The following is an 18,039-nucleotide window of genomic DNA, read 5'->3' as shown; positions in this document are numbered from 1 at the left end:
AAATTACTTTTGCCAAAACTTTCCAGAAATGTATAAGTCATTACTAAGACCGGCATTATTCAAATTCGATCCTGAAGAGGTGCATTATTTTACCTTTAATTTCCTGAAGCGATTTTGCAGGATCCCGGGTGCGCTTTCTTTTTTAAAAGCTAAATATGAAGTGAAGGACGCCAGGCTGGAAAGGGAAGTATTCGGGCTTAAATTTAAAAATCCGGTGGGCCTTGCCGCTGGTTTTGATAAAGATGCCAAACTTTACAATGAACTTTCAGCATTAGGATTTGGATTTATTGAGGTGGGCACGGTAACCCCCAAACCACAACCGGGAAATGAAAAGCAACGTCTTTTCAGGCTTAAAGAAGATTCAGCTATTATCAACCGTATGGGTTTTAATAATCATGGGGTCGAGGAAATGGTGGAGCGGTTAAAGAAAAATAAAAATGTGCTTATTGGAGGTAATATTGGTAAAAACAAAATAACTCCTAATGAGAACGCGGTAGATGATTACGTATATAGTTTTGAAGCTCTTTTTGATCATGTAAACTATTTTGTGGTAAATGTAAGTTCACCAAACACCCCTAATTTAAGAGAGCTTCAGGATAAAGAACCACTCAAAAATCTTTTAAATACTCTACAAAAGAAAAATGAGTTGAAACCGTCTCCAAAACCTATCCTTTTAAAAATTGCACCAGATCTTACTGATGAGCAGCTAATGGATATTATTGAAATTGTTCAGGAAACGAAAATAGCAGGGTTGATCGCTACAAATACGACGATCTCCAGGGATGGCCTTGTATCAGAAAATAAGAATGAAATGGGCGGTCTTAGCGGTAAACCGCTCACCAGTAGATCTACCGAAGTAATTCGGTTTCTTTCTGAAAAAAGTGGAAAGACATTTCCAATAATTGGAGTGGGAGGCATTCACTCTGCAGATGATGCTATAGAAAAGCTAGAAGCCGGAGCGAGTTTAATTCAGCTTTATACCGGTTTTGTTTATGAAGGCCCGGCTTTGATAAAAGAGATCAATAAGAAGATCCTACAGAAAGGATTATAGGTTAAAATTTGCAGCCAGATTATAAATTATAGCTGGCAGAATTTCTTTTTTGTGTTCTTGCCTGTTAAAGAATTACCATAATAAGGTAGCTTTTCGGCTGTTGAAATTTATTATTATCAATAAAACTATATTCTTTTTCGATTTTCTTTAAAATGCTATCTTTGGCCATATGGCGAAAGTGAAATTAATCGAATGTCCCCGGGACGCTATGCAGGGAATAAGAGAATTTATTCCTACTGAAAAGAAAGCTCAATATATTCAGTCTCTTTTGCGTTGTGGTTTTGATACCATTGATTTTGGAAGTTTCGTCTCACCGAAAGCAATTCCGCAAATGAAAGATACGGCAGAGGTTCTTTCCCTGCTCGATCTTTCAAAAACTGTGAGTAAGCTTTTAGCAATTGTTGCTAACACGCGTGGCGCAGAAGATGCATCACAATTCGAAGAAATAGATTACCTGGGATATCCTTTTTCGATTTCAGAAAACTTCCAGATGCGTAATACGCATAAAACCATTGCTGAATCTGTTGAGGTACTTCAGGAAATCCTGGACATTGCAGATAGATCGGGAAAAGAGGTGGTCGCTTATTTAAGTATGGGATTTGGAAATCCTTATGGTGACCCCTGGAATGTGGAGATTGTAGGGGAGTGGACAGAAAAACTCGCGGCAATGGGAGTAAAGATACTATCGCTATCAGATACGGTGGGTACTTCTACCCCAGAGATCATTGATTATTTGTTTTCTAACCTGATCCCAAAATATCCGAATATTGAATTCGGTGCGCATCTGCATACGACCCCATCTAAATGGCATGAAAAAGTGGATGCGGCATTCAAGGCTGGCTGTCGCAGGTTTGATGGTGCAATTCAGGGTTTTGGTGGTTGCCCCATGGCTAAAGATGAGCTAACCGGCAATATGCCGTCAGAAAAAATGCTTTCCTATTTTAACGCTGCCAGGGCAGATTCTAATGTTAAAATGACCAGTTTCGAGTCTTCATATAACGAGGCGTCCAAGATTTTTAATGCCTATCATTAGTAAGCTTTATAGCTATTTATAGTACTATTGGAAAAAGTTATTTAAAATTAATCTAAATAAACTTGCTGTAACAAAAGACGGTTAATATATTTGCCTCCGAAATTATTTTAAACCAGTCTAAATAAACGAATATGAAGAAGCTGTTATTTTCAGCATTATTAGGAGGAGTTACACTAGTTTCATGTACTAATGACGATACTCCTACCCCCGGAGCTAAGCAAATTGAAACTCCGGTTAATTACACCTTTGAAAGAGATAATAATTCTACAGTAAGTTATAGTGGTCAAACTACCAGGTTGCAAATGTCTTCTGAACTTATTTCAGATTTTACAAAATTCGATGAAGTTTCTGCCGAGTCTCTAAGCAATATGTTCGCAAATGAGAACAGTCCTTTCGATAATCCAAGTTTGAATGAATCTTCAAAAAGCATAAAATCTAAAGTAGCTGCTTCTAATCTTTACTTTTCTACCAACAATGTAGAGAGTGCAGAGATAAAAGCAGATTTTGAAAATTGGATCAGCGTTCAGATGAATGAAGTAGCTTCCAATAAGGATGTGTTGGCAGAGGCAGGGCAAGCCGGTCAGATTGCCGATGGTAATGCCGTTAGATATGTAAATTCAAAAGGTCTTGAAATGGACCAGGCTTTCGCCAAGAGTTTAATTGGTGGGCTTGTGGTAGACCAAATGTTAAATAACTACCTGTCCACTGCTGTTCTTGATGAAGGTGATAATCGCACGAATAATGATCAGGAGATACTTGAAGAAGGTAAGTTGTATACCACTATGGAGCATAAATGGGATGAAGCCTACGGATATTTGTATGGAGATCCTTCCATACCTTCTGAAGATCCAAATTCAGCTTTAGGTAATAATGAGGATGACCTGCTTTTCAAATATATGGGAAGAGTAGAGGGAGATGAGGATTATGCAGGTATCGCTGAAGAAACTTTTGAAGCTTTCAAAACTGGTCGTGCGGCCATTGTAGCGGGAGATTATGAAACCCGTGATGCACAGATAGCCATCATCCGTGAGAATATTTCTCAAATAATAGGGATAAGAGCGATTTATTATATGCAAGCCGGTAAAAATGCTCTTGCAGCAAACGATTACGGCGGAGCTTTCCATGACCTTTCTGAAGGATTTGGATTTATTTATAGTCTAAGATTTACCAATAAGCCAGGAACTAACATGCCTTACCTGTCTAAAGAAAAAATAGATATGTTCAAGGAGCAGTTGTTAGCAGGAAACGGTTTTTGGGATGTAACACCAGAGACACTGGATAGCATTTCTGAAGAGATCGCTGCGGCTTTTGGCCTTAGTGTTGCAGAAGCAGCTGAATAAAACAATTAGCCGGAGTATGATCTGCTCTGCTCCGGTTTTTAAAAATTAAACTATGATTAGGATTTCAAAATTTTTATTGATCGTTACCTTACTTTTTACAGCCTGTTCTAAAGAAGATGATGGAAATGTAAATAATGGTAATGAAACCGATTCTTTTGATCGTGGAGCGATGTTAGAAAACTGGGCAGATAATATCATCGTCCCGGCTTTTGACAATTTTAAAAGTTCAACGCAGCAATTAGAAGACCTTACCACGACATTTACCTCAGATCCAACAGAGGAGAACCTGGTAGCTTTAAGAAGTCAGTATGAAAGTTCTTATCTTGAATTCCAGACCGTGGCAATGTTCGATATAGGAAAGGCAGAGGAGCTTGGTTTTCGTCGTTTCTTAAACACTTATCCCCTGGCAGCGGCAGAGGTTGATAATAAGATCGCCAGTGGTTCATATAACCTTGAATTACCATCCAGTTTTAAGGAACAGGGTTTCCCTGCGCTGGATTACCTGATTAATGGTATTGGAGATAATAACGCTGAGATCGTTGCCAAATACTCTTCAGAAAATTATAGAAATTATCTTCTGGATGTTTCAAAAAGAATTAATTCCCTAACAGAAAAAGTGAATACATCATGGCAGGGAGATTACCGGGATACTTTTGTTAGTAATACCAGCTCTTCCAGTACAGGTTCGGTTGATAAGCTAACCAATAAATACATCATGTATTTCGAAACTTTCCTACGCTCAGGGAAGATTGGATATCCTTCTGGGGTGTTCACAGGTACACCATCGCCTATAAATGCTGAAGCATATTACTCGAACGATCTATCTAAAGAGCTTTATTTAAAAGCGGTTCAAAGCACGGTAGACTTCTTTAACGGGAGATCTTTTAATGGAGGGCAGGCCGGAAGCAGTTTTAAACAATATCTTGAATTTTTGGATAGAGGTGATCTTGCCGAAGACATTACCGCTCAGTTCGCTGCTGTTAAATCTCAGGCAACAAAATTAGATTCGAGTCTTAAAAATCAGGTTCAAACTAATAATACATTGATGCTTGGTGCTTACGATGAACTTCAGAAAATAGTGGTTCTGCTTAAGCTGGATATGGTACAGGCACTTTCTATAAGTATTAACTACGTAGATTCAGATGGGGACTAGTCTCTGATAGATGAGATCATCCATTACTAAATATTTCAACACCTATTCTGATGCTGCTCCACTAGCTGTATTCAGAATAGGTTTTGGGATTATGATGCTGGCGAGTATTATACGTTTCTGGCTGAATGGATGGATCGAAAAACTCTATATAACACCAAAATTTCATTTTAGTTATTATGGATTTGAATGGGTGAAACCGCTTGGCGATTTCACCTATTTACTTTTTATCATTTGTGGCCTGGCAGCACTTTTCGTGGCGCTTGGTTTTAAATACCGCATAGCTATTGTAACTTTTTTCCTGAGCTTCACCTATATCGAGCTCATGGATAAAACCACCTACCTAAACCATTATTATTTTATAAGCATTCTAAGTTTTTTGATGATCTTTCTTCCTGCACATGTCTATTATTCACTGGACGCCTGGAGGAATAATAACCTGTCCTTTCAAAGGATACCGGCCTGGTTCATAGACTCTATCAAATTACTCCTGGCGATCGTTTATTTTTATGCCGGTCTTGCCAAAATAAATTCAGACTGGTTGATCCGGGCGATGCCTCTCAAAATCTGGTTGCCTTCTAAATATGATATTCCACTGCTGGGTGATTTGATGCAGCAGGAGTGGGTGCACTACGCCTTTAGCTGGAGCGGAATGCTATACGATCTGTTGATTCCTTTTCTGCTTCTCTGGAAAAGAACCAGATTCCCGGCCTTTATTCTGGTTATTATTTTCCATGTTTTAACCAGGGTATTATTTCCAATTGGGATGTTTCCATATATAATGATTGTAAGTGCTCTAATATTTTTTATTCCGCCAGTACATCATAGAATTCTTGGAAAAATCTCTAGCTGGTTCAGGATCAAGAAAAGCTATTTTGATAATGGAAGGTATTGTTTTTACAAGCCGAAAAAGATAAAATTTATTCGGTTCGTAATTGTGCTCTTTTTCGCGATCCAAATTTTATTTCCGTGGAGATACCTGGCATACCCAGGGGAATTATTCTGGACTGAAGAGGGTTTCAGGTTTTCCTGGAGGGTGATGTTGATGGAAAAAGCAGGGTTTGCTCAATTCAAGGTAGTAGATGCTGAGACCGGGAAAAGGTTCTATGTGGATAATTCAGATTTCCTGACTCCTTTTCAGGAAAAGCAAATGTCTTTTCAGCCCGATTTTATTCTTGAATATGCGCACTTTCTGGCCGATCATTTCAGAAAACAAGGTCATGAAAATATAGAGGTTTATGTGGAAAGCTATGTAGGCCTGAACGGCAGAAAAAGCGAACCGTACATAAGTCCCGAGGTTAATTTGCTTAATTTTGCAGACTCTTTTGAACACAAAACATTCATTTTACCATTTAATGATGAGATTAAAGGTCTTTAGTATACTCTTCTTTATTGCCCTGGCGGCAAACGCACAGTTTACTATTTCAGGAAAAGTAACTTCCGTTGCCGGAGAGCCTGTGCCTAATGCAGAGATCTGGAATAAAACCACGGGTAAACTTACCGTAGCCAATCAGCAGGGAGAATATAAAATCCTTTCTCTTGAAGAAGGTAATTATGAATTTGCGGTTTTTAGCTATGAGTATGCTATTATGGAAAGAGAAATTTCTGTAGATAAGAACCTGACTGTAGATTTTGAATTATCTCCCCTTGCAGAAAGCCTTACCGAAGTTATGATCACAAACAGGAGGGAACAGATTTTTGCGCTTAGAAAATTAAGAAAGGTAGAAGGAACTGCTATTTATGCCGGTAAAAAAAGTGAGGTTGTTTTGCTGGACAAGGTTACAGGAAACCTGGCGGCCAATAATGCCAGGCAGATCTATAACCAGGTTGTAGGTCTTAATATTTATGATAATGGAGATGCCGGTTTACAGCTGAATATAGGAGGACGTGGGCTGGATCCAAACAGAACCCAGAATTTTAATACGAGGCAGAATGGATATGATATTTCCGCAGATGTCCTAGGTTACCCGGAAAGCTATTATACTCCGCCACCAGAAGCGCTTCGTGAAATCCAGGTAGTTCGTGGAGCAGCATCTTTGCAGTACGGTACTCAGTTTGGAGGGCTCATTAATTTTAAATTTAAAGAGCCTGTTCCAGATAAGAAAATAGAGTTGATTTCAAGGCAGTCTTTGGGCTCTTACGACCTCTTTACAAGCTTTAATAGCTTAAGCGGAACAGTTGGTAAATTTAGTTATTACACGTATTATAACTTTAAAACCGGTAATGGGTTCCGGCCAAATTCAGGCTATGACTCTTATAATGCCTATGCACATTTGGGGTGGAAATTCAACGACCGTACAAAGATAAGTTTTGAATATACCTACCAGGATTATCTGGCCCAGCAGCCGGGAGGATTAACCGATTTTCAGTTCTATCGTGATCCAGATTTCAGCAATCGTCCTCGAAACTGGTTTGATGTGAACTGGAATCTTTTTGCCTTGAAATTAGAACATCAAATTTCAGATAGAACAGATTTTAGTCTGAATGTTTTTGGACTAAATGCGACAAGAAAGGCTTTAGGTTTCAGGCAAAACAGGGTAGCCCAGGCAGATGATCCGGATGAACCACGGGAACTACTTGTGGATGATTTTTCAAACTGGGGTGCAGAGGCACGGGTCCTTACCAGGTATGATCTCTTTGGGGAAGAATCTGTTTTATTGTTGGGTAGTAAATTTTATAAGGCTTTTAATCAGCAACAGCAAGGCGCTGGAAGTGCTGCTATGGGCCCTGATTTTGAATTCGCCAATGCTAGTTTTCCGGATTATGAAAGACAGTCTGAATTTGATTTTCCCAATTCCAATCTTGCCATCTTTGGGGAAAATATCTTTAATCTAACCAATAATTTCTCTGTAACTCCTGGCTTTAGATTTGAATTTATCAATACTGAAGCTGAGGGATTTTATAAGAATATAATAACAGACAACGCAGAGAATGTTCTCCTGAACGAAACTATAGAAGATAATCGTGAATTTGACCGAAGTTTCCTTCTCTTGGGTATTGGTAGCAGTTATAACCTGAATCCTTCCAATGAGCTGTATGCGAACCTTTCCCAAAATTATCGCTCGGTAACTTTTAATGATATAAGGGTAGTGAACCCAAGTTTCCAGGTAGACCCAAACATCAATGATGAAGAGGGTTTTACGTCTGACCTTGGTATACGTGGTCGAATGAAAAATATTATTTCTTACGATGCCAGCCTGTTTGCCTTAAAATATAATGATCGTATTGGTGAAGTGCTAAGACCGGAAGAGCGTGTGAACGCAGAGGGCCAATTGGAGGAAACTGGTAGATTGGTAAGATTCAGAGGGAATATTGGGGATGCTTTTATCTATGGTGTGGAAACCTTTGTTGACTGGAACATAAGCAACAGTTTCTTTGAATCGACAGAGAACTATAAACTAAATGCTTTTGTCAATGCCGCTTTTACGAGGTCTGAATATATAAAGTCTGAACAGATAAATGTTGAAGGAAACGAAGTAGAATTTATTCCGGAAATCAATTTAAAGACCGGTCTTTATTTTGGATATAAAAATTTCCTCGCAGGTTTACAACATACCTATTTATCCAGCCAGTATACCGATGCTACCAATGCTCCACAGGACAGGTTTGAAAATAACAGGGGAATCGAAGGAGAAGTACCTGCTTATGGCATCATGGATCTCTCTGCTTCCTACAGCCTTGGTAAATTTAAACTCGAAGCCGGGATCAACAATTTACTCGACAATTCTTATTTCACGCGCAGGGCCACAGGCTATCCCGGCCCCGGGATCATTCCCGCACAACCTGTAACCTGGTATACGACCTTGCAGATAAAACTTTAATTACGCATTGGCCTGCGGTGCCCAGTGACTGCATAACATTCCAGGTGCCGCTTTTTTAGGATTCGCACATGTTGGCGAATGGTACCTGCTGCAGTTAAGACAGTTTGGTTCATTCCTGATCTCTGCTTTCATTTTGAAACTATCGCAGGTATGCTGATAGCCAACACTGGTTTGGTGTTTTGTACAGTAATCATTTCTGAACCTTTCGCAGTTCATGCAACTATTTCCTAATCTAATACTCATGATCCCGAATTTTACTTAATCTAAATTTACGACCCGGGACTTTTAGAAGCAATATAAATTGCTTGTGCACAGTTTTTTATATGCTTAAATTATTCCTTTTTAACTGTAAAGTGTTGCCAGTACTAATAGAATATAAGTTTAGGTTCTCTTAACATATAAGCACCTGTTTTCTCACTTATTAACCCTATATTTGCATGCAATTAAATCCTTAATTGCAATGACCGCACACGATTCAAAAATACTTGGCGACGCACTCACTTACGATGACGTATTGTTAGTGCCGGCGTATTCTGAAGTACTCCCGAGAGAAGTAAGTATTCAATCCAAATTCACCCGAAATATTCCAATTAACGTTCCAATTGTCTCAGCGGCAATGGATACGGTTACAGAATCGCGCATGGCGATAGCCATGGCCCGCGAAGGAGGAATAGGAGTTTTGCATAAAAACATGACTATTGAGCAGCAGGCTCTTAAAGTGCGTAAAGTGAAGCGTGCCGAAAGCGGTATGATCATAGACCCTGTTACCTTGCAAATTTCGGCAAAGGTGAGAGATGCCAAAGAATCCATGCGTGAACATAGTATTGGTGGTATTCCTATAGTAGACGAAGATGGTAAATTACTTGGAATAGTAACCAACAGGGACCTTAGATTTGAGAAAAATCTTAACCGCCCCATTGCAGAAGTGATGACTTCAGAAAACCTGGTTACGGTTTCTGAAGGAACATCTTTGGAAGACGCAGAGGATATTCTGCAGGAGAATAAGATCGAAAAATTACCTGTGATCAATAAAGACCTGAAATTAGTAGGTCTTATCACCTTTAGGGACATTACCAAACTTACCCAGAAACCAATGGCAAATAAAGATGCTTTTGGAAGGTTGAGAGTGGCTGCAGCTGTTGGAGTTACCGGTGATGCTGTAGAAAGGGTAGAGGCTTTGGTAAATGCCGGGGTTGATGCCGTTATCATAGATACTGCTCACGGTCACACTAAAGGTGTGGTAAAGGTACTAAAGGATGTAAAAAAGAAATTTGAAACTCTTCAGGTAGTGGTGGGTAATATTGCTACCGCAGAGGCAGCAAAATATCTTGTAGATGCCGGTGCAGATGCGGTAAAAGTAGGTATTGGCCCGGGTTCTATATGTACTACCAGGGTTGTTGCCGGGGTTGGTTTTCCGCAATTTTCTGCTGTACTGGAAGTTGCCGCAGCTATTAAAGGTTCTGGTGTACCTGTTATTGCAGATGGCGGAATCAGGTATACTGGAGACATACCCAAAGCACTTGCTGCGGGAGCAGATTGTGTGATGCTGGGATCTTTACTTGCCGGAACCAAGGAATCTCCCGGAGAGACCATAATATTTGAAGGTAGAAAGTTCAAATCTTACCGCGGAATGGGTTCTGTTGAAGCGATGGAAAAAGGTTCTAAAGACCGTTATTTCCAGGATGTGGAAGATGATATTAAAAAGCTGGTCCCTGAAGGGATCGTAGGTAGAGTTCCCTATAAAGGAGATCTGGAGGAAAGCATACACCAATTCATTGGAGGTCTAAAGGCCGGTATGGGTTACTGCGGAGCTAAAGATGTGGAGACGCTTAAGGAAACCGGTAAATTTGTAAGGATAACTGCTGCCGGGGTTCATGAGAGCCACCCGCATGATGTCACCATTACTAAAGAATCACCTAATTACAGCAGGTAGATATATAAGCAATAAAAAGCCCTGAAAATTTTCAGGGCTTTTTTTATGACTATTTTCTAAAATAATTAATTATTCGTGGTCTCGCCTGCAGCAGGTTTCGCCTCTACCCCAAGTACGTTCATTACTTTTTGGGTAATATCATCCTCTGCTCTGGAAAATGCCAGGCCACTCGCTCCCGAATGAAATATTTGGGTGTAACCTCCCTCTGAAATTACCTTTTTCATGGCCGCATCTATTTTTTCGTATAATGGCCCGTTTAGCTCATTTCTTTTTACCTGAATCATTACAGATGCTTTCTGGCGGAAGTTTTTAATGTTGTTTTCCAGTTCGATGATCGCATCTTCTTTTTCTTTTTTAACCGTGTCATTCATAGTTTCTACGGTTTCCTGGTAGTCTTTTACAAGATCTTCATACTTTTTGATGTTGGACTCTAACTCGGCCTGAAGCTCTGCATTGTAAGCTTCAAGATTTTTAGTTACTTCAGAAGATTCCGGTAACTGGGCAAGGATATATTCGGCATCGATGGTACCGATTTTAGATTGTGCATTTGATGAGAATGCGACGAACATCAATAGAATTACTATACTTAATCGTTTCATTTGGTGATATTTTTTCGCAAATATAACAGGCTGAGGAAAATATAGCTATTTTTTTATTTCAAAAATGCCATCAGTCATCTAGGACGCTTTTTTCATCTTCTACAAAGGCTTTAAAATCTTCCATATATTTTCTCGATTGTTTTTTAAATGCTCCAGGCATGAACCACCCGAATATTTTCATGAATCCACTAAATTCAAATTCGTTATATGAATTCCAAAGGGTGGTTTTTTCCATGGTTGGAGTAAATTTATTGATCTGGTAATTGTATACACCTTTAGCTTCGTAAGTAGCGCTAAATTCATCGGGTAAGTTATTTTTCAGAATAGTCTCGGTCATCTCTACTTCCCGCTTTCCCATGATGTATTTCAACAGGTTCTGTGATCCCTCTTCTCCCGGAAGACCATTAATGGGTTTTATAGACACAAATCCTTTTTGCCAGTGCTTCAGATTATCGGGGTCAGAGAACTTGGCAACCACCTCCTTCCGGGGTTTATTTATAACGATTTCTTCATAATATTTCATAATTCATTGGTTTGTTGATTTTTAAAGATAATGCGGAATTAAATACTTTAGAAATTATAATTTAAATCTGCTGTTTTCGTTATGGCTTTAGCTTGCAGAACCTTAAGTAATTCTTATTTTTGCGCGAAAGAGATTTTTTGACTTAATAATTTCTCTTCTGGCATTTAAATTGAGAAATGCTAAAAAACCGGATTTTGAAGAACACTTTTAGCAGATTTATTTTAGTTCTTATTGGCTTGACCCTGTTCAGCTGCGATTATTTTAGACAGACAGATGACCGCAAGGTCGTGGTTCGGGTCAATGAATCATATCTTTATGAAGAGGATATAAACGCTCTTATCAATGAGAACACTTCACCTGAAGATAGTGCGATCATCGTTTCAAATTATATAACCCGCTGGGCAACTCAGCAATTATTGATAGATAGGGCAGAACTTAATTTGCCAGATACTCAGCAAAAAGAATTTGACGAGTTAGTTAAGAATTATCGCAACGAACTTTATACAAATGCGTATACCGATGCTGTAGTAACCCGGGACCTGGATACTTCCCTTAATCGCGAAGAAATTCTTGTTTATTATGAACAGAATAAAGAAAATTTTATCCTGGGAGAGGATTTGGTAAAACTCAGATATATTAACCTGGCCAGAAACAGTAATAATCTCGATGAGGTTAAAACTAAATTCAAAAGATTCAATCAGGAAGATCAGGAAGACCTTTTGAATATGGCTATACAGTTCAAGAATTATTCTATGAATGACTCTGTCTGGGTTAAAACAAAAACAGTTTATGATAAGATTGGTCCACTTTCTGTAGAGGATCGTTCTAGCTTGCTTAAGAAATCTAATTTTATGGAATTACAGGATTCACTAAATGTGTATCTTGTGTACGTAAATGACGTTCTAAGCCGTAATGAGCAGGCGCCAATAGAATACGCCTCGGCAACCATACGAGAAATTTTGCTGAATAAGCGCAAACAGGCGTTAATTAAGGAATTAGAAAAAGATATTACTAAAGATGCAATTAAGAATAATGAATTTGAAATTTTCGATTAAACCTGTTTTAGCAGGCTTCGGTGTTATGCTTTCCACTCTTGGATACGGTCAGGAAGTGATCGTTACAGACAGTACTTCCATTCAGCCTGATGCTGAGGTAAAGCAGGTGGAAAAAAGCCAGCAGGGAAATCAAAGGAAAAAGGTAGATGGGATCGCGGCCGTTATCGGCGAATATATTATTCTGGAAAGTGATATCGATTTAATGTATAAGGATATGCAAAGCCAGGGAATGTCAACTTCAGAAGTTACAGACTGTAATCTGGCCGGCTCACTGATGGAAAACAAACTTTATGCCCATCATGCCATACAGGATAGTATCATAATTTCTGATGCCCAGATCAACGGAATCGTAGATCAAAGATTACAGGGTCTCGCGCAACAGGCAGGTTCTATGGAAAAAATTCTTGAGTTCTATAATAAGGATAGCGAAGAAGAGCTTAGAAAAGAGATCTTCGATCTTACTAAGCAGAGCCAGTTAACTCAAAGAATGCAACAGAAGATCATTGAGGAAATTGAAATTACTCCTGAAGAGGTACGACAATATTATAATAAAATGGAGGAAAAGCCTATGTTCGGAACAGAGGTAGAGCTTTCTCAGATTGTTATAGAACCTGAAATTCCTGAAGCTGAAAAGAAAAAAATAATTGACAGGCTTAATGAATTCAAGGCAGATATTGAAGATAATGGCGCGAGTTTCTCTACAAAAGCCGTACTTTATTCTCAGGATCCCGGAACTGCTTCAGATGGTGGGAGAATTACCCTGACCAGGAAAGATGCTTTTGTAAAGGAATTTAAAGATGTAGCATTCAGTCTTCAGGAAGGTGAAGTAAGTGACCCATTTGAAACAGAATTTGGATACCATATTATCCAGGTAGACAAGATCAGGGGACAGACGGTAGAATTGAGACATATTCTTTTGATCCCTGATGTTACAAATGCATCTGTAGAGAAGGCCAGAAAAGAGATTGACACCTTGAGAAGTAAGATCGTGGCTGGAAATATAGAATTTGCGGCAGCAGCCAGGGAGGCTTCAGATGAAGAAGAAACGAAAAATGAAGGAGGGAAACTTATCAATCCACGTACCGGGGATACCAGGTTCGAATTGACCAAAATAGACCCTGAATTGTTCAAGCAGGTGGAGAGCCTTGAAGAGGGTGAAGTATCATTGGTGTTAAGACAGCAGGATAGAACGGGAAGACCACAATTTAAATTGATTAAGGTTACCAAAAAAATAGAAGAACACGAGGCAGATTATGCCACAGATTTTCAGAAGATTAAAGAACTAGCTCTTCGTGATAAACAATTGGATGCTATAGAGAAATGGCAAAAGGAGAAAATTACCGATACCTATATTAAGGTAAATGGTAAATACCGCGATTGTGATTATACAAGCGATTGGGTTAAAAACTAAAAGATAACATGTCTGATGTAGCACTGGTAGAAAAATTAGTAGATAAGCACGGCGATCTCAAAAGGGAGATTGCAAAAGTAATTGTGGGACAGGAAGAGGTGGTAAACCAGATCCTGCTATCTATTTTCTCCGGTGGTCATTCATTGCTTATTGGCGTGCCAGGGCTTGCTAAAACCTTAATGGTTAACACAATTGCCCAGGCCTTAGGTCTTAATTTTAAAAGAATTCAGTTCACACCAGATCTCATGCCTAGTGATATTCTTGGTTCTGAGATCCTGGATGAGAACAGGAAATTTAAATTTATCAAAGGCCCGGTCTTTACCAACATTCTCCTGGCAGATGAGATAAACAGAACACCCCCCAAAACCCAGGCGGCGCTTTTAGAAGCTATGCAGGAAAGAGCGGTTACTGTAGCGGGACACCATTATAAACTTGATCTTCCTTATTTTGTACTGGCCACCCAAAACCCTATTGAGCAGGAAGGGACGTATCCTTTACCTGAAGCTCAACTGGACAGGTTTATGTTCGCTATAAAACTGGATTATCCCAGTTTTGAGGAAGAGGTAGATGTGGTTAAAACGACCACGGCTGATGAATTTCAAGTTGTAAATCCATTATTTACAGCCCGGGAAATTTCAGATATACAACATGTGATTCGCAGAATTCCGGTGCCAGATAATGTTGTGGAATATGCGGTAAGATTAGTAGGGAAAACCAGGCCGTTAAATGGTGCCCCAGATCTTATCAAGAATTATGTTGATTGGGGTGCAGGTCCACGAGCCTCTCAAAATCTAATCATGGCCGCAAAAACTCACGCTGCAGTAAATGGTAAATTTTCTCCAGATATAGAAGACGTGCAGGCTGTTGCTTATGGCATTCTGCGTCACAGGATCATTAAAAACTATAAAGCAGAAGCTGAAGGGATTACCGAGGAGGAGATCATTCAAAAGCTTTTTTAAGGAATGAAGTTTATCGTTAAGCATAAATTACTAATCAGTATAGCTTTCTAAGTTCTTTTTGGCTCATCCATATTTACGAACATTTTGAACCTGGATAGTGAAAATAGTGATTTAGTGATCAGAGCTTCCAATATTTTACTTGTCATCTTTTGGTTAGTTATCTTAATAGATATGGTGAGGCAAAAAATAAGAGATAAGACTTTCTGGATATTGTCGATGATATTAGTTCCATTTATTGCTCCCATTGTTTATATCTACAGACGAAAAAATCTTCTTCATCTGGCAGATAATAAATTTAAAAATGCCCGTCTTATTAAGTAAAATTGACAGATTCTCAATTTTTCAACTTTAAATTGATTTTTACTGAATTTTTCTTGGTAAAAATTATAATTTCAGAAATTATTTATACTAAATTCTGAGTATCACTTCTAATTTTCAAATTCCCTTTAAAATTCCTATTTTTGCAAGACTTTTTTAGAACATAAATTAAACAGAATATGGCATACGATATTGATATGATTAAAAAGGTGTATAGCCAAATGGCCGAGCGTGTAAACACTGCACGTGAAGTTGTTGGAAAGCCTTTGACACTTTCAGAAAAGATCCTTTATTCTCACTTATGGGATGGCAAAGCCAAAGAAGCTTTCACCAGAGGTAAGGATTATGTAGAATTCTCACCAGATAGAATTGCTTGTCAGGATGCGACTGCGCAAATGGCTTTATTGCAATTCATGCAGGCGGGTAAAAAGCAGGTTGCAGTTCCTACGACGGTACATTGTGATCACCTTATCCAGGCGAAAATGGGAGCGGCGATAGATCTACAGTCAGCTAACAAGAGTAGTAGCGAGGTTTTTGATTTTCTGGAATCGGTATCTAATAAGTATGGAATTGGATTCTGGAAACCAGGTGCTGGTATTATTCACCAGGTAGTTCTTGAAAATTATGCCTTCCCTGGAGGAATGATGATTGGTACAGATTCCCACACTGTAAATGCAGGTGGATTAGGAATGGTTGCCATTGGAGTTGGTGGAGCAGATGCTGTAGATGTGATGGCAGGTATGCCATGGGAGCTTAAATTCCCTAAGCTAATTGGAGTTAAGTTAACCGGAAAACTTTCCGGATGGACTTCCTCTAAAGATGTTATTCTTAAAGTAGCAGGTATCTTAACTGTAAAAGGTGGTACTGGTGCAATCATTGAATATTTTGGTGAAGGAGCACGTAATTTATCCTGTACCGGTAAAGGTACAATCTGTAATATGGGAGCTGAAGTAGGTGCAACCACTTCTACTTTTGGATATGACGACTCTATGGAGCGTTACCTGAGAGCTACCAATCGTGCAGATGTGGCTGATGCAGCAGACGAAGTACGTGAGCATTTAACTGGTGATGATGAAGTTTATGCAAATCCGGAGCAATATTTTGATGAATTGATCGAGATCAATTTAGATGAATTGAAGCCTCACCTAAACGGACCGTTTACTCCAGACCTTGCAACTCCAATTTCTGAAATGGGAGTTAAAGCTAAGGAACATGACTGGCCAATCAATGTAGACTGGGGTCTAATAGGTTCCTGTACAAACTCTTCTTATGAAGATCTTACCAGGGCAGCTTCTATCGCTAAACAGGCCGTAGATAAAAAAGTAAAAGCAAAATCTGATTTCGGTATTAACCCGGGATCTGAGCAAATTAGATATACTGCAGAGAGAGACGGATTACTTAAGATATTTGAAGATCTTGATGCAACTATCTTTACGAACGCATGTGGACCATGTATTGGCCAGTGGGATCGTTCAGATAGAAAAGGTGAAGAAAAGAACACGATCGTTCACTCTTTCAACCGTAACTTCTCTAAGAGAGCAGATGGTAACCCGAATACACACGCCTTTGTAGGTTCGCCAGAAATGGTTGCTGCAATTGCAATTTCAGGTAGACTGGATTTCGATCCTACTCGTGATAAATTGATGAACGAGGATGGTGAGGAAGTAATGCTTGACGAGCCACAGGGAATTGAACTTCCAACAAAAGGTTTCGCTGTAGAGGATGCTGGTTATATTGCTCCAAACGAGGATGGAAGTACCGTAGAGGTGAAAGTTGCTGAGGATAGTGAAAGACTGCAATTGTTAACTCCATTTGAACCATGGGATGGAAAAAATCTTACTGGTGCGAAACTTCTAATCAAAGCATGGGGTAAATGTACTACAGACCATATCTCTATGGCTGGACCATGGTTACGTTACAGAGGTCACCTGGACAATATTTCCAACAACTGTTTGATCGGTGCGATTAACGCTTTCAATAAAAAATCAAATTTTGTAAAGAACCAGTTAACTGGTGAGTACGACGGTGTACCTGCAGTACAGAGAGAATACAAGGCAAATGGTATTCCTACAGTTGTGGTAGGAGATCATAACTATGGTGAAGGTTCTTCCAGAGAGCATGCTGCCATGGAGCCAAGACACTTAGGTGTTAAAGTGGTATTGGTGAAATCTTTCGCCCGTATCCACGAGACAAACCTTAAAAAACAAGGAATGCTAGGTCTTACTTTCGCAAATGAGAACGATTACGATCTTATCCAGGAAGATGATACCTTCAACTTTGTAGATCTTGAAAGCTTTGCTCCAGACAAGCCATTAACGATAGAGATCGTTCATGCAGATGGAACTAAAGATACGATCAAGGCTAATCATACATACAATGCTCCTCAGATCGAGTGGTATAAGCATGGTTCGGCTCTTAATCTTATTAAAAAGCAGAACGCGGCTTAATTCAGGCAGCCTTATTGATATCAAAAACCTCCAGATTTTTAGATCTGGAGGTTTTTTTATGCTAGTTATTAAACTAATTAATAAGTAGCCCCATGCAAAAACTTAATTAAAATTAGGTCGAAAGCAACTAGCTAACCGTAAATCTGAAATCCCTACAAAAAATCCAGACACAAGTTTCTGCACTTATTTTTACAAATAGTCAACATAAGTATATGAATTGGGGCCACAATTTTTATTGTTGAGACAGGGTATCTTAAAAATTAAAAGAAGCTGGAATGGCTCAAAGACCAATATCATTTCGTACCTTTTAATTACTAATGTTTTAAACTATACTACCTGCAACGCATTTTCTTTTCTCGATAGAGAATAATTCTCTTCATGTGCAACTTCGTGAGCTCT

15 protein-coding genes are annotated in these 18,039 nt (G+C 39.1%); 12 read left to right on the top strand and 3 right to left on the bottom strand.

Features of this window, described 5'->3' with window-relative positions; genetic code table 11:
- Positions 1-28 precede the first annotated feature (28 nt).
- The 6 genes from FGM01_RS08610 (at position 29) to FGM01_RS08585 (ending at position 8,395) form a co-directional block, all read left to right on the top strand.
- The gene (locus FGM01_RS08610) at positions 29-1,051 is read left to right on the top strand and encodes a quinone-dependent dihydroorotate dehydrogenase (protein WP_143410767.1); all 1,023 of its coding nucleotides are present in this window, start codon (positions 29-31) and stop codon (positions 1,049-1,051) included.
- 169 nt (positions 1,052-1,220) lie between these two features.
- Positions 1,221-2,084, top strand: a complete 864-nt coding sequence (locus FGM01_RS08605) for a hydroxymethylglutaryl-CoA lyase (protein WP_143410766.1) — start codon at positions 1,221-1,223, stop codon at positions 2,082-2,084.
- Positions 2,085-2,215: 131 nt separating this feature from the next.
- The gene (locus FGM01_RS08600; protein ID WP_143410765.1) at positions 2,216-3,424 is read left to right on the top strand and encodes a DUF4856 domain-containing protein; all 1,209 of its coding nucleotides are present in this window, start codon (positions 2,216-2,218) and stop codon (positions 3,422-3,424) included.
- 52 nt (positions 3,425-3,476) lie between these two features.
- Positions 3,477-4,577 carry an imelysin family protein gene (locus tag FGM01_RS08595; RefSeq protein ID WP_143410764.1) on the top strand — a complete coding sequence of 367 codons (1,101 nt, stop codon included), beginning with the start codon at positions 3,477-3,479 and terminating at the stop codon, positions 4,575-4,577.
- Between the two features lie 10 nt (positions 4,578-4,587).
- Positions 4,588-5,952 carry an HTTM domain-containing protein gene (locus tag FGM01_RS08590; protein ID WP_143410763.1) on the top strand — a complete coding sequence of 455 codons (1,365 nt, stop codon included), beginning with the start codon at positions 4,588-4,590 and terminating at the stop codon, positions 5,950-5,952.
- Complete coding sequence (locus FGM01_RS08585) at positions 5,933-8,395, top strand: TonB-dependent receptor (protein WP_143411059.1); 2,463 nt, start codon at positions 5,933-5,935, stop codon at positions 8,393-8,395. Before FGM01_RS08590 ends, FGM01_RS08585 begins: the two co-directional genes overlap by 20 nt.
- Here the strand turns inward: FGM01_RS08585 and FGM01_RS08580 are convergent, their stop codons facing one another.
- Positions 8,396-8,638 carry a hypothetical protein gene (locus FGM01_RS08580; RefSeq protein ID WP_143410762.1) on the bottom strand — a complete coding sequence of 81 codons (243 nt, stop codon included), beginning with the start codon at positions 8,636-8,638 and terminating at the stop codon, positions 8,396-8,398. It lies immediately after the preceding gene.
- Positions 8,639-8,855: 217 nt separating this feature from the next.
- Here FGM01_RS08580 and guaB point away from each other — a divergent pair, with 217 nt between their 5' ends.
- On the top strand, positions 8,856-10,328 hold the full coding sequence (gene guaB / locus FGM01_RS08575) for an IMP dehydrogenase (protein ID WP_143410761.1): 1,473 nt from the start codon (positions 8,856-8,858) through the stop codon (positions 10,326-10,328).
- A gap of 65 nt (positions 10,329-10,393) precedes the next feature.
- Here the strand turns inward: guaB and FGM01_RS08570 are convergent, their stop codons facing one another.
- Both FGM01_RS08570 and FGM01_RS08565 read right to left on the bottom strand, forming a co-directional pair.
- Positions 10,394-10,927, bottom strand: a complete 534-nt coding sequence (locus FGM01_RS08570; RefSeq protein ID WP_143410760.1) for an OmpH/Skp family outer membrane protein — start codon at positions 10,925-10,927, stop codon at positions 10,394-10,396.
- A 70-nt stretch (positions 10,928-10,997) separates the two neighbouring features.
- Positions 10,998-11,450 (bottom strand): SRPBCC family protein, encoded by a 453-nt coding sequence (locus FGM01_RS08565; protein WP_143410759.1) that lies wholly within the window; start codon positions 11,448-11,450, stop codon positions 10,998-11,000.
- Between the two features lie 194 nt (positions 11,451-11,644).
- Between FGM01_RS08565 and FGM01_RS08560 the strand changes: the two genes are divergently transcribed.
- The 5 genes from FGM01_RS08560 to FGM01_RS08540 all read left to right on the top strand — a co-directional run bounded on the left by FGM01_RS08560 (position 11,645) and on the right by FGM01_RS08540 (position 17,640).
- On the top strand, positions 11,645-12,505 hold the full coding sequence (locus tag FGM01_RS08560) for a peptidyl-prolyl cis-trans isomerase (protein WP_341478031.1): 861 nt from the start codon (positions 11,645-11,647) through the stop codon (positions 12,503-12,505).
- On the top strand, positions 12,468-13,916 hold the full coding sequence (locus FGM01_RS08555; protein WP_143410757.1) for a peptidylprolyl isomerase: 1,449 nt from the start codon (positions 12,468-12,470) through the stop codon (positions 13,914-13,916). Before FGM01_RS08560 ends, FGM01_RS08555 begins: the two co-directional genes overlap by 38 nt.
- Positions 13,917-13,924: 8 nt before the next feature.
- The gene (locus FGM01_RS08550; protein WP_143410756.1) at positions 13,925-14,875 is read left to right on the top strand and encodes an AAA family ATPase; all 951 of its coding nucleotides are present in this window, start codon (positions 13,925-13,927) and stop codon (positions 14,873-14,875) included.
- Between the two features lie 114 nt (positions 14,876-14,989).
- A complete protein-coding gene (locus tag FGM01_RS14720; RefSeq protein WP_143410755.1) occupies positions 14,990-15,196 on the top strand; it encodes a PLDc N-terminal domain-containing protein in 207 nt (68 codons plus the stop codon).
- Between the two features lie 176 nt (positions 15,197-15,372).
- Positions 15,373-17,640 carry an aconitate hydratase gene (locus FGM01_RS08540; protein WP_143410754.1) on the top strand — a complete coding sequence of 756 codons (2,268 nt, stop codon included), beginning with the start codon at positions 15,373-15,375 and terminating at the stop codon, positions 17,638-17,640.
- Positions 17,641-18,039: the final 399 nt, after the last annotated feature.

It is taken from the genome of Christiangramia sabulilitoris, assembly GCF_007050985.1.
Taxonomy (GTDB): Bacteria; Bacteroidota; Bacteroidia; order Flavobacteriales; family Flavobacteriaceae; genus Christiangramia; species Christiangramia sabulilitoris.
This window is presented reverse-complemented; position numbering and strand designations above follow the sequence as displayed.